Source organism: Butyrivibrio sp. AE2032 (assembly GCF_000702965.1).
This window is the reverse complement of record NZ_JNLF01000003.1, coordinates 2577496-2598619: the sequence shown is the minus strand read 5'-3', so window position 1 is coordinate 2598619 and position 21124 is coordinate 2577496. Positions and strand designations below refer to the sequence as shown.

The following is a 21124-nucleotide window of genomic DNA, read 5'->3' as shown; positions in this document are numbered from 1 at the left end:
CTTAGTTGCCCTCAGTAGTACTTTCACCACCGGCTACTCCTGTGGAGAAGCTCTCCAGTGGAAGCATCTGCTGTGTATTACCATCTGTGATGATAACCTTGGCATCAGGAAGTACATTCTCCATTGCCTCGTAGAACATTCTCTGCTTTGTTATGAGAGGGTATTTGCTGTATTCTTCAAAGATGCTGTTAAACTTTGCTGTCTCACCTTCAGCTTCTGCGATCCTGGCAGCCTTCTGAGCTTCAGCGTTCTGAACGATCCTGTCAGCCTCAGCTTCAGCAGCCGGAACCTGCTCGCTCTGGTACTTCTTTGCATTGTTTACAGCTGTTTCTTTTCCCTGCTTAGCTGTCTCAACAGCCTTGAAAGCCTGCTTGATATCATCTGTTGGTGGCTCAGCATCCTGAACGGAAAGATTAACTACTGTAAGTCCAACGTTCTCATCCTGAAGGGCTGTAGCCAGTCTCTCTTTTGCCTCAGCCTGTATCTGACCCTTGGCTGTTGTGATGACCTCGTCAACCGGATAGTCAATTACTGTTGAACGGATGCTTGCCAGGGCTATGTTCTTCATGATAACTTCGGGTGAATCCGTGTTGTAGATGTACGCCACCGGATCACTTACCTTGTATTCAAGATAGAAATCAATGTCTACAAAGTTGAAATCAGAGGTGATCATTATTCCCTCATCATCCACTGTAATATTCTGACCGTTTCCATCGAGAACATAACCGATTCCAATGCCGTGGGTTGTCATATCAACCTTGTGAACTCTCTGGATAAATGGGATCTTGAAATATAATCCCGCAGAATTGGTTGCCACAACTTTTCCGAACTGGGTTACAACTGCCTGCTCCTGCTCACTTACGTTGTAGAAGGAACCGAATACTACGGATAAGATGAATAACCCTATCACGATAAAAAGCGATGTCCTTCCAAATTTTGCTGCGTCAAATTGCTTTTTTTGTTTCATAACACTTCCCTCCTGTATATTAAAGACTATACCATCCCAAAATATCGCCCACAACAGACAAAACGGCGAAATATAGCTCTGTATTCCCATAAAAAAGGGGATTGCCGCAAAAGCAATCCCTAAAAGCCTGCATTTTACTCGTTTCCAAACAAATCTCTGGTATAAACCTTATCAACCACGTCAGAGAGTTCCTCTGTCAGTCTGTTAGCAATAATGAAATCGCACTCTTCTTTAAACTTAGCAAGGTCTCTCTCCACAGGAGAATTAAAGAAGTTGTCGTCCTTTAATGTTGGCTCGTAAACCACACACTCGATTCCCCTGGACTTGATCCTCTTCATGATTCCCTGAATAGCTGACTGTCTGAAGTTATCAGAGCCCGCCTTCATGGTAAGTCTGTAAACTCCAACCTTCTTGGGATGAAGGGCCCATACTCTGTCAGCAATGAAGTCCTTTCTGGTCCTGTTAGCTTCAACAATGGCTGTGATCAGGTTGTTGGGAACATCCTCGTAGTTTGCCAAAAGCTGCTTCGTATCCTTAGGAAGGCAGTAGCCGCCGTATCCAAAGGATGGATTGTTATAGAAATTACCAACTCTTGGATCAAGGCACACACCCTCGATGATATTTCTGGTGTTAAGTCCTCTGACTTCTGCATAGGTATCAAGCTCGTTAAAGAAAGATACTCTAAGAGCAAGGAAAGTATTGGCAAAGAGCTTAACAGACTCAGCCTCTGTAGAGTTCATGAACAGAACGTCAATCTTCTCCTTTTTTGCTCCCTGCTTAAGCAGATCTGCAAACAAATGAGCCTTCTCCTCAGCCTCTTCGCTCTCTGTGTCATATCCAACAATTATCCTTGAAGGATAAAGGTTATCGTAAAGAGCATGTCCCTCCCTCAAAAACTCTGGAGAAAACATGATATGGTCTGTGTGATAAGTCTCCCAAAGCTCCTCTGTATAACCTACAGGAATGGTTGACTTGATCACGATAAAGGCATCAGGATTCTCTTTTCTTACCTGATCTACAACGCTTACAACAGAGGAAGTATCAAAGTAATTAAGCTTCTCGTCGTAGTTTGTAGGTGTAGAGACGATGACAAAATCAGCATCTGCATATGCATAGGATGCGTCTGTGGTAGCCTCAAGTCGAAGGTCCTTTGTAGAAAGATACTCTTCAATCTCCTTATCGACTATTGGAGATTTCCTGTTATTGATCATGTCAACCTTTTCAGGGATGACATCTACTGCCTTTACATCGTTATACTGTGATAAAAGAACCGAATTGGAAAGCCCAACGTATCCGGTTCCTACTACTGCTATCTTCATGATTAGTTGTTCTGCTCCTTAAGCTGATCTTCTACGGTCTCATAAACCTCGATCCTCATCTTTTCAGAATCAGGCATTCCAATAAAGATTCCGCCATAATGGAATCCTGTCTCTGTCTGGACTGCTCTGACAATCTGAATGAAAACGTGGAGAACCTCCTTGGTCCAAAGTGTCAGATTTGCTTCATAGTTGTTCCCGACCACAAGCTGAGCATCTGTGGAAAAGCCAATTCCGTCACTAGAACAGTCTGTGATCTCGATGGTTGCATTCACAGGGCCCTCATTGCCGCCCAGATGCTTGATCAAAATCTCGCCAGTAAGTCCAAGTCTCTTGTGTTTTCTCTTGTCTTCCATAATGTACCCCCATGTTTATACTTTTATGAAACACTTCAAGATTAAGTATATCATACTTTTCCTTTACCTGTCGTAGAAGAAACACGCATCTCCAAAGGAAAAGAACCTATACCTCTCCTTTATAGCCTCTTCATAGGCACTTAAAACATGCTCTCTTCCAGCCAGGGCTGAAACAAGCATAACCAGCGTTGATTCAGGAAGGTGGAAATTAGTGATCAGGCAGTCTGTCACCTTAAACTTATAGCCAGGATAGATGAATATGGACGTATCATCGCTGCATTCACTCATATGTCCGTTCTCATCAGCAGCACTTTCTATAGTCCTGCAACTGGTGGTTCCAACGCAGATAACCCTGTGTCCTGACTCCTTAGCCTTATTGATCTTATCCGCAGCCTCCTGGGTAACCTGGTACCACTCTGAATGCATGTGGTGTTCCTTCACGTTGGTAACCTTAACGGGTCTGAAGGTACCAAGGCCAACATGAAGAGTAACATAGGCAAGATCTACGCCCTTTTCCTCTATCTTCTTGAGAAGTTCATTGGTAAAGTGAAGTCCTGCTGTAGGTGCAGCAGCTGAACCCTCGTACTTGGCGTAGACAGTCTGATACATGTTCTTGTCCTGGAGCTTATGAGTAATGTATGGAGGAAGTGGCATCTCTCCAAGCCTGTCCAGAACCTCTTCCCATATTCCTTCGTAAAAGAACTTTACCAGCCTGTTACCATCTTCCACAATGTCCATAATCTCAGCTGTAAGGATTCCTCCTCCAAAGCTGACTCTTGCTCCTGGACGAAGCTTTTTTCCGGGCTTTACAAGGCACTCCCACAGATCAGCTTCTTTTCTCTTTAAAAGAAGTATCTCCACAGCTGCACCTGTTCCCTCCTTCTCACCAAGAAGCCTTGCAGGAATAACCTTGGTATTATTAAGAACCAGGCAATCGCCTGGCTCTAAATAATTAAATATTTCACTAAAAATGTGGTGACTTGTCTCACCGGTCTTTTTATCTACAACTAACAGTCTGCACTCATCTCTTTTCTCCATAGGATCCTGAGCTATCAGCTCCTGTGGAAGATCAAAGTAATAATCCGCTGTAGAAAGACCTATTTCTCTATTATCACTCATTACTGCTCTTTCTAAATCAAATTACTCATTTCTGAAATCAATGTTCTGAAGGAATGAAACATATCCTCTGTAAGCCTCGAAAAGATCAGCCTTGCTGATAGCTTCCCATGGCGCATGCATATTAAGGACTGCAACACCTGCATCAATAACATTCATTCCGTAAAGTGCCAGGATGTATGCGATGGTTCCGCCGCCGCCAACATCTACCTTACCAAGCTCTGCTGTCTGGTAAACGATGCCATCCTTGTCATAGGCCTTTCTGATCTCTGCAATGAACTCAGCGTTTGCATCATTTGAGCCGGACTTTCCTCTTGAACCTGTGAACTTGCTGAATACAAGACCCTGGCCAAGGAAAGAAGCGTTCTTCTTCTCGAAGCATGAAGCATAGCTTGGATCAAAGCCGGCATTAACGTCAGAAGAAAGCATGCAGGAATTTGCCAGGCATCTTCTGAGAGAAAGGTCATTGTAGCCTTCCTTTGTAAGGTTCATAAGCTCTGCTACAGCGTTCTCAAAGAACTTTGATCTCATACCTGTAGCGCCTACGCTGCCAATCTCCTCCTTATCAACAAGGATGCAGCAAGCTGTTCTCTTTACGCTCTTAACATCAAGAATAGCCTTCATGGAAGGATAAGCGCAAACCCTGTCATCATGGCCATAGCCAAGGATCATTGATCTGTCAAAGCCTGCATCTCTTGCCTTTCCTGCAGGAACAATCTCAAGCTCAGCTGAAATGAAGTCATCCTCCTCAAAGCCATAGAGATCATTAAGGATAGCAAGGATACCACGTCTTACAGCTCCTGATACCTTTCCGCTCTCAGCTTTTTCAGCCTTCTCAGCGTCAATGGCATACTGCTCACCTGCTGAAAGCTTACTGTTCTTCTTAGCTGCCTTTTCCTTCTCCTCGCTCTCAATGACAAAAGGTCTGTTTCCAATGATGAGGTCAAGAGCCTCACCCTCGATAACCTTGGAAGCTTTCTTCTCCATCTGCTCCTGAGCAAGGTGAATAAGAAGATCTGATACGAAGAATACAGGATCATCCTCGTCCTCACCTACATTGAGCTGTACTGTTGTGCCGTCCTTCTTAACAACAACGCCGTGGATTGCAAGAGGGATTGCAACGTACTGATACTTCTTGATACCACCGTAGTAGTGGGTATCAAGATAAGCAAAGCCGCCATCCTCATAAAGAGGGTTCTGCTTAACATCAAGTCTTGGAGAATCGATGTGTGCTCCAAGGATATTCATTCCTGCCTCAAGGGGATCTGAGCCAATCTGGAACATTGCGATTGACTTGTTCATCCATACGGAGTAAACCTTGTCGCCCTTCTTAAGCTTTGTCTTGCCACCAATGAGAGTGTTCAGCTCTCTGTAACCTGCAGCCTCGATCTCGTTAACGATTGTATCGATGGCCTCTCTCTCAGTCTTGGAGTTATCAAGGAAAACCTTGTAGTTGTCAGCAAATTTCTCTACTGCCTTAAGCTGTGTAGCAGAGTATGTTGTCCATGCGTTCTTTCTGTTCATTTATTTTTTCTCCTTTCAAAAGATTGAGGATGACGTATTAACATCATCCTCATATAATACAGAGATTATTCTCTTCTTTTAACAATGAAATTTTACAACGTTTAGGATCTAAGTTCAATTCCCATGGTGAAGGAGAGCTTTCTGAGCATCTTATCTACGTATCCGCTTATAGCATCGTCAGTGAGTTCCTCATCCTTTGGTGTGAATGTGATAGTAAACGCCATACTCTTCTTTGTTGGAGGAATTGGAAGTCCTTCATATACGTCAAAGAGCTTAACATCTGTCACATACTTGCAGGAGCCATAGATTGCATCCTCTACCTCTCCGCAGGTAACTGTCTTGTCCATGATAAGAGCCAGGTCACGCTTAACCGTAGCGAACTTTGAAAGAGGCTCAAATGTAGGAGTCTTGCCATACCACTTCTCAAGTACGGAAAGATCAAGCTCACAGATATAAGCAGGAATTCTCATATCAGTCTCATCCTGGATCTCATAGGTGATCTGTCCAAGATATCCAACCTCTTCGCCTTCGCAAAGAACCTTAGCTGTTCTGTATGGATGGAGGAAAGTCTTTGTAGCAGTCTCATACTTAAAGCTGATATGAAGAGCAGCAGCAACATTCTCTGCAAGTCCCTTTAATGTGAAGATATCTTCATCTTCGCCAAAGACACCAATGCAAAGAGTAGCCTTCTCATCAGGATATTCTGTAAGTGGCAGAGACTTTGGAACGAATCTGTTACCAAGTTCGAATAGTCTTCCCTCTAAAGTGCCCTTCTTCTGGTTTCTGGCAATAGCGTGGATCATCTGTGCAGCCAGAGTAGTTCTCATGATAGAAAGGTCTTCATTTATAGGATTGAGGATCTTAATAGCCTTTCTCTCATCAGCATCCTCGGCAAATCCAAGGAGATCAAGATCTGAAGGTGAGAAGAATGAGTAATGCATACACTCGTAAGCACCCTGAGCGCAAAGAGCTCTCTTTATCCTGAGTTCTGTCTTCTGCTTAAGGTTTCTTCCACCAACAGTAACATTGCAGTCCTTAAGGAATGTAGCCTCAACATGGTCATAGCCATACATACGGATAAGCTCTTCTGCGATATCAGGATAATCTTCCATATCTACACGATATGCAGGAATCTTGATAGTAAGCTCATCGCCGTTTATTACTGGCTCAAAGTTAAGGTTTGTAAGAATTCTCTTTATCTCATTTTCAGGAACTTCAATACCAAGAACACCATTTACCTTCTTGATTGAAGCCTTCATTTCCTTCTTTTCAAGACTGTTTCCGGTGTTAACGTCCACGTGAGTCTTGGATACTTTTCCTGCACCAAGCTGTTCGATAAGGTGAAGTGCTCTCTTCATGGCGATAACTGTAGTATATTCGTAAACGCCCTTTGAAAAAGCTGCTGATGAGTCAGAAGACTGTCCCAGCGCTCTTGAGCTCTTACGGATGTTGTCACGCATGAACTTAGCAGCCTCGAAAGTTACTGTAGTTGTTGTATCACGGATTTCTGAGTTAAGGCCGCCCATGATACCAGCTAAGGCTACAGGCTTAGCACCATCGCAGATAACAAGGTTATCATTTGTAAGCTCGAATTCATTCTCATCGAGAGTAACAATCTTTTCCCCTGCCTTTGCGCGTCTTACAACGATCTTGTTGCCTTCAAGGAAGTTTCCGTCGAAAGCATGCATTGGCTGGCCTAGCTCTCTCATAATATAGTTTGTGATATCAACGATGTTGTTGATGGCGTTGTTGCCAACCATGGCAAGTCTTCTCTTCATCCAGAGAGGACTCTCAGCGAGCTTAACATCATATACGTAATGTCCGATGTATCTTGGGCAAAGATCAGGGTCTTCAACTGTTACGCTAAAGCCTTCGTTCTCAACATCAGTCTCTGTGTAGCTAAGATCAATCTCTTTTAATGGCTTATCTAAAGCAGCAGCTACTTCTCTTGCAAGGCCGTAGATGCTCTGACAGTCAGGTCTGTTTGCTGTGATGGATACATCAAAGATCCAGTCATCAAGGCCAAGAAGTGGCTTAACATCAATACCAACCTCTGTATCCTCAGGGAATACTAAAAGTCCGTTGTAACCTGCGCCTGGGTACATATCCTCGTTTACGCCAAGCTCAACGCCTGAGCAGAGCATACCCTCTGAATCATAGCCACGAAGCTTACCCTTCTTGATGGTTGCAACACCAATAACTGTTACATGGTCTCTCTCAGTCTCAATAACTGTTGCACCAACAAGGGCAAGAGGATACTTACCACCTGCCTGAACATTGTCCGCACCGCAGCAAACCTGGAAAGTACCGTGCTCACCGGCATTTACTGTGCATACATGAAGGTGGGTATCAGGAATAGCCTCACAGGTCTCTACCTGTCCAACTACAACCTTAGATATGTCTTTTCCTACTTCCCAGCACTCTTCAACTTCAAAGCCACAGTCGAAAAGCTTTTTCTCAAGTTCCTTTGGTTCTAAATCTATATCTACAAAATCTTTAAGCCAACTTAAAGGTACTAACATTTCTATATCCTCCCATTATTCGTAGTGATCGATCTGCTTAAGAACATCAAGGTCTGACTCATAAAGAAGCTTGATATTGTTTATACCGTACTTAAGCATTGTTGCACGCTCGATACCGATACCAAAGGCAAATCCGCTGTATTCTTCTGAGTCGATTCCGCAGTTCTCCAAAACCTTCTTATTAACGACTCCGGCTCCGAGAACCTCGATCCAGCCTGTACCCTTGCAGAGGTTACATCCCTTTCCTCCACAGGCAAAACAGCTGCAGTCAACCTCTACTGAAGGCTCTGTGAATGGGAAATATGAAGGACGAAGTCTTGTTGTTGTTCCTTCACCGAAGATCTTCTGTGCAAAGGTCTCCAAAGCTCCCTTAAGGTCACAAAGTGTAACCTTCTTGTCAACTACAAGGCCTTCCATCTGTGAGAACATAGGTGAATGAGTTGCATCATCATCTGAACGGAAAACCTTTCCGGGTGAAAGGATCTTGATCGGAGGCTTCTTGTTCTCCATAACGTGGATCTGACCTGAAGAGGTCTGTGTTCTCAAAAGAAACTCAGGACTTAAGTAGAATGTGTCCTGCATATCTCTTGCAGGGTGATCTGCAGGAGTATTAAGGGCAGTGAAATTGTAGTAGTCATTCTCAATCTCAGTGCCTTCATAAATCTCAAAGCCCATTCCGGCAAAAATATCTATAAGAGTCTCTCTCATCTGTGTTACAGGATGAAGATTGCCCTGATAACGCATCTTGGCAGGCATTGTAACATCCTGCTTCTCTTTCTCATATCTTGCCTTAAGCTCTTTTTCCTTCATCTTTCTGTCAAGTTCTTCAAAATGCTCAAGAGCCCACTGCTTAAGTTCATTTACATTCTTACCATACTCGGCACGATCCTCAGCGGCGATGTTCTTCATCTCCTTCATAAGAGCACTGATCTTTCCACTCTTATTGTCCAAAAAGCTCTTTCTCATCTCATAAACAAGCTTTGAGCTATCAAGCTTCTCGGAATTTGCCTTGATCTCTGCACGAATTGCTTCAATTTGCTGACGTAATGCGCTGTTTTCCATTTTTTCCTCCTAATGATACTCACTCTACACAAAGATAGTCCCTTGTACAGCAGGGCCATACAAAGGACGAATAATTATCAATCAATTCTCTTTGATCCCCAGAAGAACAGTGCAACTGTTCCAGGACCTGTATGACTACCAATTGTAGTTCCAATGCTGTAGATCTTAACCTTACCTTTAAGCTTGGGGAATTTCTCCTCAATGAGGTCTGCCACGGCTCTTGCCTCCTCATAGCAGTCTGAATTGGAGATGTAGCAGTCACCATCGTAGTCTGTACCACCAACTGCAAGCTCTTCCATCTTGGCAACCTGAGCCTTCATAACTGCGTTTATTCCACGATGCTTAGCACGTACAATAAGTCTTCCCTGAAAATCAACATTAAGAAGAGGACAGATCTTAAGGGCTCCGCCTATGATTCCGGCTGCCTTTGATACACGGCCACCCCTTACAAGATATGTAAGGTCTGAAACAAAGAACCAATGCTGGCACTCAAGTCTGTGCTCGATAACCCACTCATAAAGGTCATCAATGCCCATTCCCTCATCGCGAAGGTCTGCAAGCTTATTCATCAAAAGTCCGAATCCTGCAGAAGCTGCCAGGGAATCAACAACATAAAGCTTTCTTTCAGGATACTTATCCCTGAGCTGGTCTCTTGCAATAGTAGCTGAATTCAGTGTTCCTGATATTCCTGAGCTAAGTGTAAGGTGGAGTATGTCTTTTCCTTGCTTCAAAAAGCCCTCAAAGTATTCAAGGTATTCACCAACGCTTACCTGAGAAGTCTTTGTCATGGCTCCCTTTGCCATATCATCATAAAAGCTCTTAAAAGGATATGAAACTCCCAGATCATCCGGATAGTCTTTTCCATCCACTTCAAAATGGAAACAGATATAATCGATATTTCTTTCCTTAAAATGCTCCGCTGAAAGGTCAGCAGTTGAGCAGCAGCTTAAAATGTAATCCATTATTTCTTTCCTCCGCAAAAAACATCACGTCTATGATACCATTATTTCTCATTTTTTTATATAATAATTCTCAGAAAGGATAACATTTGACATGAATATTTTCAACTTCTTTGAAATGGAATTATCCGAAAAGGACCATGTAATCCTCTCTGCTGATGAGGGACTATATGATGCTCTGATGAGCGGAGTGAATGGATCCTTTGATGATTATATAGACGAAGCCTATAAAGACCTGTATCTAAAGGGCCTTTCTCTGGCTGACAACAAGTGGTTTGCAGCCGGAATCAAAACCAACAACGGAGTTCAGCTGTATTGTCTTAAGGTATCCTTTAAAGAAAAGACTAATACCCTCCACGTGGTCCTTGCAGGAATAAATGAGCTCATTGACAATAACAACTATCTGACAGATACCGTCACCGCCTTCAAGTCCCAGTTAGAGCTCTACGATGACGTTTATTTCGATTATGATCCGGAAGCCCAAAATGTCATACTTGCCAATACGCAGGCTGCTGAATTCGATGCAGGGCTCTACTCCATCGATGACATAGAAAACATGCTATGCAAAAAAGTAAGCCAAAGTAAGCAGGATCGTATAAAAGCTTTTATAGGCCAGGTTAAGGCTAAGGCCGGTCGTGCTACTACTCATATCGAGGCCAACCTTATCAACGACGACCCAAGTGTCCAGACCACAATTCTGGAAGCCAAGTATGTCAACTACTCCAGCCAGAAGGAACATGTAGTGGGACACATGCACCTGGAGCACAGAACCGGTGGTCCTCAGGTCTCAAGCCTTAAAAGAGACAGTCTTACAGGTCTTTTGGAAAAGGCCGATATCATGCGCATTGCCCAGGAGAGGATCAACGAGCGTCGCCTCGAAGGCACCACTCTTGGAATCATAGATATAGATTTCTTCAAGAATGTAAACGACTCCTTTGGCCATCAGTTTGGAGATACAGTCATTAAGCAGATAGCAGACATTATCTCTTTTGAAGTAGGCGCAAAAGGCGTTACAGGGCGATTTGGCGGAGATGAATTTCTCATCGTCTTTTACAACATTACTGAAGAACAGCAGCTCAGGGTAATCTTCAGAGCCATAAGGGACAAAGTAAGAGCTGCATTTATAGACAGGGAACTTCCTGACAATAATCCAATATCTGTTTCAATAGGATCTGCTTCTTTTTCCAGAGACGCAGACAATTATGAGGATGTATTCCTTTTGGCAGACCAATGCCTTTATATAGCAAAAGAAAAGGGTCGAAACCGCTACATTATCTATGACAGTGAGAAACACGGAAGCCTGGAAGATATAAAGCAGCAGGAAATGACCAAAAAGCTGTTCAACGACCGTGGGGACTTGTCATATGGCGATATAATAGTTAAAATGTATGAAGTTGCCCTTCACGGAAAAGGAACAACACCGGAGGCTTTGTTAGATGAATTTGCTCAGACTTTCAAGCTTCAGAGGATGTGCCTGATTGTTGGCACCCCATTTAAGCTCAGGTACGCAACAGGATTGAATGGAAATACCGGCTTCAGATCACCTGACGTTCTCCTGGGAGTTCTAAACTCTGATACCAAGGAAAAGTATCTTGCTGGCAGAGATTTTGTGGTAGTCAACAAGCTTGATACTCTCCCGCCACAGGCAGGCAGTATAAAAGCTTTCCTCAAGGAAATCGGTGTTTTATCCTACATACTTATGCGATTTTACGACAAGGATAACAACGAGTGCTTTATAATCGTTTCAAGTCTTGGCAAGGCTGTTCAGTGGAACGAATCGCACTTTATGTATTACAGGGCTCTATCAGATCTGATATCCAGATTCTCGTTAAAAGAGCCCTAATAAAAAGGCAGGAAATATATAATGAATTTTTATTTTTGGCTGATCACCAACAGCGTTATGCTGGGTGTTGGTCTGGCTATGGATGCATTTTCCGTATCTTTGGCAAACGGATTTGCAGAGCCACACATGAAAAAAGGCAGAATGCTGGAAATTGCCGGTATCTATGCTCTCTTCCAGTTTGCAATGCCAGTAATTGGGTGGCTTTTGGTTCACGAAGCAGTAACCTTTTTTACAGGATTCCAGAAATTTATACCCTGGATTGCTCTTATATTACTGGCCTTTATCGGCGGTAAGATGCTTATAGAGGGAATCAAGTCCAGAAAATGCAAAAACGGAATGGACTGCGACAACTGTTCCAACAAGGAATGTGACATTAAAGAGGATGTTAAGGCAGGAGAACTTACAACAAAGGTTCTTATGGTACAGGGAATTGCCACATCAATCGATGCTCTTTCAGTTGGTTTCACCATTTCAGACTACAACCTGGCAATGACTCTTGTTTCAGGACTTATCATCGGTGTTACCACATATATTATCTGCTTTGTAGGTCTTAAGCTGGGAGTAAAGTTTGGAACAAAGCTAGCAGGAAATGCCAAGATTGTTGGTGGACTGATCCTTATCGGAATAGGAATTGAGATCTTCATAAAGGGAATGCTTGGAATCTGAGTCCCTCACAAAAAGAAAATGCGCTGACATGATAATTCATGCCAGCGCTTATTATTTGCTCTAATCAGATCAATGGTCCTTAAGAAGTGGTGTGTTCTTATCTGTTGTATCTGTAATGGTGCCCTCTGCTTCCTTCTTAAGAACTGTCTTCAGCTCATCCATGAAGGTATTTACATCCTTGAACTCTCTGTAAACAGAAGCAAATCTTACATATGCAACAGGATCCAGATTCTTCATCTTGTCCATTACAATCTCACCGATAGCACGGCTGGGGATCTCCTTCTGCTCCATATTGAATACTTCAGTCTCAACAGCATCAACAATCTTGGTGATCTGCTCAGCACTTACAGGTCTCTTATGGCACGCTCTGAATACACCTGCCTCAATCTTTGCACGGTCATAAGGCTCTCTCACATCGCCCTTCTTGATTACAATAAGAGGAATGGTCTCAACCTTCTCATAGGTTGTAAACCTCTTGCCACATGAATCACATACTCTTCTGCGCCTGATGGAAGTATTCTCGTCAGCAGGCCTTGAATCAATAACTCTAGTGTCATCTTTACCGCAAAATGGGCATTTCATAGTTTTCCTCCAGATTATTGTGTAATTCGTCCACAGTATGTTGTGTGGCTAAGTTTTCACTCTACAAATTATTGTATCATTGATTTTCGCATTTTTCCACACTAATTACAGTTTTTTTCTGCTATTTTTAAGCGCTTTTACATAAAAAAACCCTCCGCAAAAAGCGGAGGGCATTTAGTCCGTTACATTACTTTCTCTGAAGAAAATCAGGAATCTTGAGAGACTTAGGCTCTACAGTACTCTTGATCTCTGAAGGTCTGTTAAGCGTAAGTGGTCTTGTTGCAGATGATGTTGCAGGAGCAGGTGCTGCAGCTGCCTCGCCATCAACCTTAGCCACTGGAGTTATTGGACGAATTGGAGTGATAGGAGTAACAACCGGCTGAACAGGAGTTACAGGTGTAACTGGTGTAACTACAGTCTCTGCCACGGTCGTAGCCTTAGGCGCTGCCTGAGCCTGTGCCTGTGCATTAGCCTGTGCAACTGCTGCGTTGTTATTTGACTTATCCTCAATTCCTGTAGCAATAACTGTTACAGTACATGTATCTGTCTTGCTCTCGTCATACATTGCACCGAAGATAACATTTACATCATCTCCTGCCAGCTGACGAACATACTCTGATGCATCGGAAGCATCTGTAAGAGTGATATCACCGGAGATGTTGATGATAACATCTGTAGCTCCGTTGACCTTAGTCTCAAGAAGTGGTGACTCAACAGCCATCTTAACAGCGTCTGTTGCCTTGTCATCGCCCTTTCCACTACCGATACCGATATGAGCAATACCTTTTTCCTTCATAACAGTTGAAACATCAGCAAAGTCAAGGTTGATAACTGCAGGAACATTGATAAGATCAGTGATTCCCTGTACAGCCTGCTGAAGTACTTCATCTGCCTTCTTGAGTGCGTCAGGCATTGTAGTACGTCTGTCAACTATCTGAAGAAGCTTATCGTTAGGGATAACGATAAGGGTATCAACATTTGTCTTAATATTTGAAATACCAAGCAAAGCATTCTGCATACGAACACGAGCTTCAAAGCTGAAAGGCTTTGTAACTACACCAACGGTGAGGATACCCATCTCCTTAGCAAGCTTGGCAACAACAGGAGCTGCACCGGTTCCGGTTCCGCCACCCATACCACAGGTAACGAAAACCATATCTGCTCCCTTAAGGGCTGCAGATATCTCCTCTGCACTCTCTTCTGCTGCTTTCTGTCCAATCTCAGGCTTTGCACCGGCTCCAAGGCCCTTTGTAAGCTTCTCACCGATCTGCAAAAGCTTTGGTGCTTTACATAACTGCAGTGCCTGTTTATCTGTATTAATACCGATGAATTCTACACCGGTAATATTCTCATCTACCATTCTATTAACGGCATTATTACCTGCACCGCCTACCCCTACGACGATGATCTTGCAGGCGTTTTCTGCCTCATTAGACTTAATCTCCAGCAAAACAACTCCTCCTTCATAAACCTCATAGACTCCTATTAGCTATGATACGATTTTTTTACTTAATTATCAACCAGTTTTTTTTTTAGAAAATTTTCATTATTTTGACGACAATTTATTGATTTTTCTCTTCAAATGTGATGTTTTTTGTACTATCGTCAAAATCTTTCATCTCCAAAATACCAGTTTTTCCTTCCAATTTTGGCAAAATATATTGAAGTTGTATGATTTTCTCGTCAATGAAGTCCTCAGTGCCAAGACTCACCTCAACGTTGCCAAAATACAGGTACACGTTGTACTCGCTGTCAAAGAATATCCTGTCAGCTCTAAGCTGGTATTTTGAAAGAAGCTGTGTGATATCCAGGATCTCCTCAAAAACCTTCTGGTTCTGGATTGGAAGCTTCTCATGCATGATCACATAGTCAAAGGAAAGACCCATAACCTCAGGTACGTTGTCAGAGGTCTCAAACGAGCTTTCGCACACTATTCCATCCCTGTCAAAGTACATATATCTTCCAAGGTAGGCTATGTAACCTGCCACAGCTTTCTCATAGACGTTTATCCTAATGGTATCCTTTGAAAGAATATCCACGTCCATCTTCTCTATAAAGGGAATGTTCTCAATACTCTTGTCCCTGTACTTCATGGACAGGAAAAAGGAATTATGACTGAGCTTTCCGTCCATGACCATAGCAATGATCTCATCATTGGTATAGTGTGTATTCCCCGTTACATATATATTGGTTACCGTATAATTATCATTTATATATTTGAAGGTAAGGCCTCCGGCCAGTAACAATACAAGTAGTACTCCGGCTATGATATACAGGCTTTTATGGAGGAAAAGAGATCTTCCCAGCCCCCGAACGGGGTGGAAATTCCTTATAGGATGAAAATCTTCTATCCTCTCTCTTAGGGATGGCCTGTATTCACTGCGCCTCTTCTTAACTTTTCTTCTCTTCTTTGCCATATCAAATGATTACTCTCTACCGATGTTTCGTGCCACATTAAGGGCGATCCCTATCTCAGCAAGCTGGATGATAACAGCTGATCCACCGTAGCTGATAAAAGGCAGCGTGATACCGGTATTGGGAATTGTATTGGTAACAACGGCAATATTAAGGATTACCTGAATGGCAACATGTCCCATAACGCCTATTACCAAAAGAGCTCCAAACATATCAGGAGCGTTGTTAGCTATGATCATAAGTCTCCAGATCAGCAGAAGGAACATAAGCATAACAGCTATTGCTCCAAAGAGCCCCAGCTCTTCGCAGATAATGGAGAAGATCATATCATTCTGTGCCTCAGGGATAAATCCCATCTTCTGCATACTCTCGCCAAGACCCTTACCAAAAACTCCGCCGGATCCGATGGCGTAAAGAGCCTGTAAGGTCTGGAATCCCTTTCCTGAAGCATGAGCTGTAGGATCAAGCCAGGCAAGAACACGTTCGAAACGATAGTTCATACCACTTGTCTGATCTGAATTAGCAATTATAAGTACCAGCACAGCCACAAGACCAAGAACTGCAACTGCTGTAATAATGTATCTCTTGTAACCCGGAGTAGAAACGAACAGCATGATCATGGTGATTCCCATGATGATAACAGCGGAACTGAGGTTCCTTGTGATAATGTAAACCATTCCTGCAAGAATTCCCGGGAAAACCAGCGCTGCTCCAAAGCCCTTGGAGGTAAGAAGGTTCTTTTTAAGCTTAACGATCATTGTTGCTGTAAAAATAATGGTAGCAACCTTTGCGACCTCAGCAGGCTGAATTGAAATACCCATAATGATCAACCATCTTTTAGCACCATTGATAGTCTTACCAAAAGGAATGATCAATATCAAAAGAGCTGCTGAAACAAGATAGATGGGCATTGCAAACTTTGCCAGTACTCTGTATGGGAAATAGGACATTACAGCCATTGCCCCGACACCAATAAGCACCGGTCCAAGCTGATGCTTGAAATAATACGCAGAATCCCCGAAGTCAAGATTTGCCTCATAGGAACTGGTGGAATAGAGCATAATAAGCCCAAAGGCCACCAGAAACAGAATGACAAACACCAGACTGTAGTCTATATAGTATTCTTCTCTTTTTCTCCTTAAATAGTTAGCAAGCTCCACTTCTTCCCCTCACAGGATCACTCAGTGATCTTGTTTACATACTCCTTAAATTTCTTTCCCCTGGTCTCATAATTCGGAAACATATCCCAGCTTGCGCAAGCAGGTGACAAAAGAACTGCATCCCCACTCTTGGCGCTTTCTGTACAAAACTCCAGAGCCTCCTCAAAGCTGTCCTTAAATACATAGTTAGTAAAGCCGTGCTTTTTAGCGCACTCTGCTATCTTTTCCTTAGTCTGCCCGATAAGCACCAGGAGCTTTACAGTATCTCCAAAATTCTCCAGCCACTCGTCGTACTCACTGCCCTTGTCGTAGCCTCCGCCAATAAGGATTGTTGGCTTACTCATGGCTCTGATACCTTGAATAGCTGCATCCGGATTAGTGCCCTTTGAATCGTTGTAATAATCTACGCCTCTCTTTGTGGCAACGAACTCAATTCTGTGCTCTACTGCCTTGAAATCCCTGATAACTGCAAGGATTGTAGAAAGAGGTACTCCCATGGCAAGGGACATAGCGATGGCAGCCATTACGTTTTCAACGTTGCAAAGTCCCACCAGATTCATGTCATGGATGTTCATTATAGTCATAGGATTTCCGGCGGTGCTCATGATGATCTGGTCACCCTCAAGATAGAATCCGTCCTGAAGCTTTTCTTTTGTTGAAAAGAAAACCACCTTCGCTGGACATCTGTTCCCGAAATCCCTGGTATATTCATTATCATAGTTAAGAACACAGGTATCGTCCTTTGTTTCTTTATTGGTTATGTTCTCCTTCATGGATGCATAGCATTCCATGGTGTGATGTCTGTTCAGATGATCCGGAGTGATGTTAAGGATTGCTGAGACATTTGCATGGAAGTTGTCCACTGCCTCCAGCTGGAAGGAACTGATCTCTCCTACTGTCACTGTATCCTCTGTCATCTCAAGGGCGCTCTCAGCAAAAGAAACGCCGATGTTTCCAACAACATAAACAGATTCAAAGTGAGCCTTCATGATCTCCCCCACAAGCGTTGTTGTGGTGGTCTTTCCGTTGGTTCCCGTAATAGCAACCATCTTTCCTTTGGAGAAGTTATAAGCCAGTTCGATCTCGCTCCAGATAGGTATCTCTTTTGCCTTGATCCTCATAACTGTCGGAGAATCAAGAGGAACTGCAGGTGAAGGCACAGTGAGTGCGATTGAATCAAGAACTTCATCGGAGATCTCGCCGATAATGATCTCAGTGCTGTCCCTATCCTCCTCGTGAAGCTTATTTATAATGTCTTCCTTAGTTACCTTTGTATTTTCTTCCAGCATCACAGGAAGCGCTCCAACCTGTGAAAGGAGTCTTACTGATCCCACTCCTGAAAGACCTGTTCCGATAACAAGAACTTTTTTACCCTTTAAATCTGCATTCATCAAACTATCCTCGCATTATAAGCCTGCATAGGCTATGAGACAAAGAAGAATTGTAACTGTTGTAAATACGTTAACTACCTTGGTCTCAGACCAGCCACCCTTCTCAAAGTGGTGATGGATTGGGGCCATTCTGAAGATTCTTTTACCATGGGTCAGCTTGAAGTATGAGACCTGCATGATAACTGAAATTACTTCAAAAGCATAGATAAAGCCAACGATCACAATAAAGATAGGCATCTGCATAACGTAGGCAATTCCGGTAACAAAGCCGCCAATGGCAAGTGATCCTGTGTCGCCCATCATTACCTTTCCGGGATAAACATTGTAAACAAGGTAGCCCAAAAGTCCGCCTACCATGGCGCTGGACATAACCTCAGCGCCGGTTGCTCCGTAGTGCATGCCTGCCACAGCGAAAAATGCTGCAACCACAGCTGTAACTGAAGCACAAAGCCCATCTACTCCATCAGTGAAGTTGGTTCCGTTGGCTGTTCCAAGGGCGATAAAGAACATTATTGGAATGTTCCAGATACCAAAATCAAGGACAATGCTTGTGAAAGGAACTCTCATGGCAAGGGAAATATCAGTAAATTTAGTGACATACACAGCAAAGAGCATAGCCACTATAAACTGCCCAAGTATCTTTTGCCAGGCACGAAGTCCTAAATTGTGCTTTCTGACAACCTTAATATAGTCATCCAGAAAGCCGATGATACCAAAACCTATGGTAAGGATCAGCACCGGAATAACCTCTTTGTGAGAAGTTGCATAGAAAACTCCGATAAGTACTACAGGAATAAGGAAAATGATACCGCCCATAGTTGGTGTTCCGGTCTTCTTCTGATGGGACTCAAGTCCCTCAACGCGCTCCGTCTGGCCTGCCTTTAACCTGCGCAGCATCTCGATGATCGAAGGTCCGATGAGTACTGCGATGAAAAATGAAGCAAGGACAGGAAGAAGTGTTCTAAGTAGATAGTTGTTCATAATAATCTCCACACAAACTTAATTACTATTTCCCTCCGACGACTCTTCTGTTACTGGTTCGCCGGTAAAATCGGGAAGTGTATCTCCTCCAAGTTCATATCCGTTGGAGTCGATAGGATTACCTGTATTCGGGTCAATATAATACCCCGTTGCAGGGTCTACGTCAAATGTCTCCCAGATTGAGGAAGACTCCTCTTTTACCTCTTCAGTTTCCGTTGTTTCCTCGGTTTCTTCTACGTTTTCTTCCTCTGTAGTTTCCACCACCGGAGTCTCAGGAGTAACCATCTTCTCACGAAGCTCAGCAAGCTCAGCCTGCTCTTTCTCTGAAAGCTCAACAGTCATTGGATAATTAAGATAAGGGAGAGCCTCTGTAAGTACCGCTCTTACTATCCTTGTGGCAAACTTGGCATCGTCCTGATATCTCGTGTTAGGCCTGTCTACTACTACGTAGATGGCAATCTCGGGATCATCTGCAGGAGCATATCCCATGAAGGATACAACGTACTGCTGGTTACCACGGGGAAGGGTCTGAGCTGTTCCGGTCTTTCCGCCTATCATGTAACCTGCAGGTCTTGCAGTCTTACCGGTACCTTCTGCTCCGGCAACTACCTGATTGCAATACTGTATTATCTTGTCAGAGGTACTCTGTGAAACTGTTTGTCTCAGGATCCTTGGTTCAATATTCTTGATGGTTGCTCCACTTGAGGAGACAATCCTCTTTACTACATGGGGCTCATAGTAATAACCTCCATTAATAAGGGAGCAAAAGCTTGTTATCATCTCGATCATATCTACGTTAAAGCCCTGTCCAAAGGAGTTGGTTGCAAGGTCTGTAGATGTCATGTTAGCTGCGCTGTAAGTAAGGCCTTCCGTTCTCGCCTCTCCTGCCAGGTCCACGTTTGTCTTAAGTCCAAAACCAAAGTCTTTCTGGAACTTGGTAAACTTGCTGACACCAATTGCCTGGGCAATGTACATCATGGCAACGTTGCAGGAAATCTCAATACCTCTTTCAACCGAGACATAGCCATCACCATATCTGTTGTGGCACCTGATCTCCCATCCACCTACCTCAAGCTTACCGGTACAGTTGTAAACCTCATCGCCGGTGATAGCTCCGCACTCAAGACCTGTAGCAACAGTGAAAGGCTTTGCTACAGAACCGGGCTCATAGGTATCTGAAATACAGAAGTTCTTCCAAAGAGAGTTGTAATTCTGATACAGCTCCTCGTCGGTGAAGCTTTCAAGCATTTCCTCGGTAATATATACACCTGAATCCAGGACTGATTCGCCTTTTACCTTATTTCCCTTTTCATCAACCGCCGGCATTCCAATAAGTGGTGCCGTGTCTCTTGGGTTATTCAGGTCAAAGGCTGGGTATCCGGCCATTGCCAGGATCTCGCCTGTATTAACATTCATCATGATACAGCCCACGTTATTGGCTGCATTCCCCTGACGGAAGTTGTTTGCGTAGGTCTCGTTGAACTCTTTTAAGTACTTCTCTACTATATTCTGAAGGTTTCCATCAATGGTAGTAACAATGCTGTCACCATCAGTTGCAGGAATTGTGGTCCTCTCAAGGTTTGAATCTTCATCAAGATAACCGTACTCTCTTCCTGTGGTTCCTGAAAGAGTGTTGTTGTAATATTCCTCAAGGCCGTACATACCAGTGTTATCACTGGAGGTAAAACCAATGATGTCACAAGCCAGAGAGCCGTTTGGATATTTTCTTATATAACTTGATTCAAACCACACACCCTGGATATCAGGATCATACCCCTCCATTCCCGGAGTTATCATATCCTGAAAGGTCTTTATCTCATCATAAGAGAGCTTTTTTGCCAGAACATAGTACTGGGATGTGGGGTGGTCCCTTAAATAATCTCTGATCTCCCCTGAATCCAGCTTGAACTCTTTTACCAGAGCCTTTATGGTAGGCTCCAGATACTTTTCATCTCTTAAAAGCAGCTTCGCATCAAGGATTACGTTATATACCTTCTCGCTATAGGCAAGGATCGTACCATTAGCATCCAGTATCTCTCCTCTTCTGAAGGGGAGCGTTGTGGAGTCGTACTGTTGCTGAGACAGTACCTGTTTCTCGTATTCCTCGCCGTTATTCTTGGTTATAAGGATGAGTCTCACCCCTAACCCAACGAAAGCCAGTAGTACCAATACAAACAGTACTACCAGCTTTTTCTTCATTCCTATGGTGAATTTCTGATTATTCCCCGTTTTCTTTCTTTTCAATGTTACTACAACTTCCTTCC

The 21124-nt window shown here is 43.4% G+C and carries 17 protein-coding genes; 2 read left to right on the top strand and 15 right to left on the bottom strand.

The window, feature by feature from the left end:
* Nucleotide 1: 1 nt before the first annotated feature.
* The 8 genes from hflK to BO18_RS13235 all read right to left on the bottom strand — a co-directional run bounded on the left by hflK (nucleotide 2) and on the right by BO18_RS13235 (nucleotide 9825).
* Nucleotides 2-967: an FtsH protease activity modulator HflK gene (gene hflK / locus BO18_RS13270; RefSeq protein ID WP_034446744.1), complete on the bottom strand. Its 966-nt coding sequence runs from the start codon at nucleotides 965-967 to the stop codon at nucleotides 2-4.
* 134 nt (nucleotides 968-1101) lie between these two features.
* Nucleotides 1102-2286 (bottom strand): nucleotide sugar dehydrogenase, encoded by a 1185-nt coding sequence (locus BO18_RS13265; protein ID WP_034446742.1) that lies wholly within the window; start codon nucleotides 2284-2286, stop codon nucleotides 1102-1104.
* A gap of 2 nt (nucleotides 2287-2288) precedes the next feature.
* Complete coding sequence (locus BO18_RS13260) at nucleotides 2289-2639, bottom strand: PilZ domain-containing protein (protein ID WP_034446740.1); 351 nt, start codon at nucleotides 2637-2639, stop codon at nucleotides 2289-2291.
* A 63-nt stretch (nucleotides 2640-2702) separates the two neighbouring features.
* Complete coding sequence (queA, locus tag BO18_RS13255; RefSeq protein ID WP_034446739.1) at nucleotides 2703-3758, bottom strand: tRNA preQ1(34) S-adenosylmethionine ribosyltransferase-isomerase QueA; 1056 nt, start codon at nucleotides 3756-3758, stop codon at nucleotides 2703-2705.
* Between the two features lie 21 nt (nucleotides 3759-3779).
* On the bottom strand, nucleotides 3780-5279 hold the full coding sequence (locus BO18_RS13250) for an aminopeptidase (RefSeq protein WP_034446738.1): 1500 nt from the start codon (nucleotides 5277-5279) through the stop codon (nucleotides 3780-3782).
* 101 nt (nucleotides 5280-5380) lie between these two features.
* Entirely contained in the window at nucleotides 5381-7801 is a 2421-nt protein-coding gene (gene pheT, locus BO18_RS13245; protein ID WP_034446736.1) for a phenylalanine--tRNA ligase subunit beta, read from the bottom strand.
* A 15-nt stretch (nucleotides 7802-7816) separates the two neighbouring features.
* Nucleotides 7817-8863, bottom strand: coding sequence for a phenylalanine--tRNA ligase subunit alpha (gene pheS / locus BO18_RS13240; RefSeq protein WP_034446735.1), 1047 nt, complete (start codon nucleotides 8861-8863; stop codon nucleotides 7817-7819).
* Nucleotides 8864-8940: 77 nt separating this feature from the next.
* A complete protein-coding gene (locus tag BO18_RS13235; protein ID WP_034446733.1) occupies nucleotides 8941-9825 on the bottom strand; it encodes a DegV family protein in 885 nt (294 codons plus the stop codon).
* Nucleotides 9826-9916: 91 nt separating this feature from the next.
* Here BO18_RS13235 and BO18_RS13230 point away from each other — a divergent pair, with 91 nt between their 5' ends.
* Nucleotides 9917-11665 (top strand): GGDEF domain-containing protein, encoded by a 1749-nt coding sequence (locus tag BO18_RS13230; RefSeq protein WP_034446732.1) that lies wholly within the window; start codon nucleotides 9917-9919, stop codon nucleotides 11663-11665.
* Nucleotides 11666-11686: 21 nt separating this feature from the next.
* The gene (locus tag BO18_RS13225; RefSeq protein ID WP_034446731.1) at nucleotides 11687-12331 is read left to right on the top strand and encodes a manganese efflux pump MntP; all 645 of its coding nucleotides are present in this window, start codon (nucleotides 11687-11689) and stop codon (nucleotides 12329-12331) included.
* A 69-nt stretch (nucleotides 12332-12400) separates the two neighbouring features.
* Here BO18_RS13225 and nrdR read toward each other — a convergent pair whose 3' ends face one another.
* From nrdR to BO18_RS13190, 7 genes are all read right to left on the bottom strand, one after another.
* Nucleotides 12401-12913 carry a transcriptional regulator NrdR gene (nrdR, locus tag BO18_RS13220; protein ID WP_022765473.1) on the bottom strand — a complete coding sequence of 171 codons (513 nt, stop codon included), beginning with the start codon at nucleotides 12911-12913 and terminating at the stop codon, nucleotides 12401-12403.
* Nucleotides 12914-13100: 187 nt separating this feature from the next.
* Nucleotides 13101-14363 carry a cell division protein FtsZ gene (gene ftsZ / locus BO18_RS13215; RefSeq protein WP_034446730.1) on the bottom strand — a complete coding sequence of 421 codons (1263 nt, stop codon included), beginning with the start codon at nucleotides 14361-14363 and terminating at the stop codon, nucleotides 13101-13103.
* Between the two features lie 112 nt (nucleotides 14364-14475).
* Entirely contained in the window at nucleotides 14476-15330 is an 855-nt protein-coding gene (locus tag BO18_RS13210; RefSeq protein ID WP_034446728.1) for a cell division protein FtsQ/DivIB, read from the bottom strand.
* Between the two features lie 9 nt (nucleotides 15331-15339).
* The gene (locus tag BO18_RS13205) at nucleotides 15340-16488 is read right to left on the bottom strand and encodes an FtsW/RodA/SpoVE family cell cycle protein (RefSeq protein ID WP_034446727.1); all 1149 of its coding nucleotides are present in this window, start codon (nucleotides 16486-16488) and stop codon (nucleotides 15340-15342) included.
* Between the two features lie 17 nt (nucleotides 16489-16505).
* Entirely contained in the window at nucleotides 16506-17879 is a 1374-nt protein-coding gene (gene murD, locus BO18_RS13200) for a UDP-N-acetylmuramoyl-L-alanine--D-glutamate ligase (protein ID WP_034446726.1), read from the bottom strand.
* 15 nt (nucleotides 17880-17894) lie between these two features.
* Entirely contained in the window at nucleotides 17895-18860 is a 966-nt protein-coding gene (gene mraY / locus BO18_RS13195; protein ID WP_034446724.1) for a phospho-N-acetylmuramoyl-pentapeptide-transferase, read from the bottom strand.
* An 18-nt stretch (nucleotides 18861-18878) separates the two neighbouring features.
* Nucleotides 18879-21104, bottom strand: coding sequence for a penicillin-binding transpeptidase domain-containing protein (locus tag BO18_RS13190; protein ID WP_034446722.1), 2226 nt, complete (start codon nucleotides 21102-21104; stop codon nucleotides 18879-18881).
* Nucleotides 21105-21124 lie beyond the last annotated feature (20 nt).

Bases quoted from the DNA above. Each gene is read 5' to 3' on its own strand.
- hflK (WP_034446744.1), bottom strand. From the start codon at position 967: ATGAAACAAAAAAAGCAATTTGACGCAGCAAAATTTGGAAGGACATCG.
- BO18_RS13265 (WP_034446742.1), bottom strand. From the start codon at position 2,286: ATGAAGATAGCAGTAGTAGGAACCGGATACGTTGGGCTTTCCAATTCG.
- BO18_RS13260 (WP_034446740.1), bottom strand. From the start codon at position 2,639: ATGGAAGACAAGAGAAAACACAAGAGACTTGGACTTACTGGCGAGATT.
- queA (WP_034446739.1), bottom strand. From the start codon at position 3,758: ATGAGTGATAATAGAGAAATAGGTCTTTCTACAGCGGATTATTACTTT.
- BO18_RS13250 (WP_034446738.1), bottom strand. From the start codon at position 5,279: ATGAACAGAAAGAACGCATGGACAACATACTCTGCTACACAGCTTAAG.
- pheT (WP_034446736.1), bottom strand. From the start codon at position 7,801: ATGTTAGTACCTTTAAGTTGGCTTAAAGATTTTGTAGATATAGATTTA.
- pheS (WP_034446735.1), bottom strand. From the start codon at position 8,863: ATGGAAAACAGCGCATTACGTCAGCAAATTGAAGCAATTCGTGCAGAG.
- BO18_RS13235 (WP_034446733.1), bottom strand. From the start codon at position 9,825: ATGGATTACATTTTAAGCTGCTGCTCAACTGCTGACCTTTCAGCGGAG.
- BO18_RS13230 (WP_034446732.1), top strand. From the start codon at position 9,917: ATGAATATTTTCAACTTCTTTGAAATGGAATTATCCGAAAAGGACCAT.
- BO18_RS13225 (WP_034446731.1), top strand. From the start codon at position 11,687: ATGAATTTTTATTTTTGGCTGATCACCAACAGCGTTATGCTGGGTGTT.
- nrdR (WP_022765473.1), bottom strand. From the start codon at position 12,913: ATGAAATGCCCATTTTGCGGTAAAGATGACACTAGAGTTATTGATTCA.
- BO18_RS13210 (WP_034446728.1), bottom strand. From the start codon at position 15,330: ATGGCAAAGAAGAGAAGAAAAGTTAAGAAGAGGCGCAGTGAATACAGG.
- murD (WP_034446726.1), bottom strand. From the start codon at position 17,879: ATGAATGCAGATTTAAAGGGTAAAAAAGTTCTTGTTATCGGAACAGGT.
- mraY (WP_034446724.1), bottom strand. From the start codon at position 18,860: ATGAACAACTATCTACTTAGAACACTTCTTCCTGTCCTTGCTTCATTT.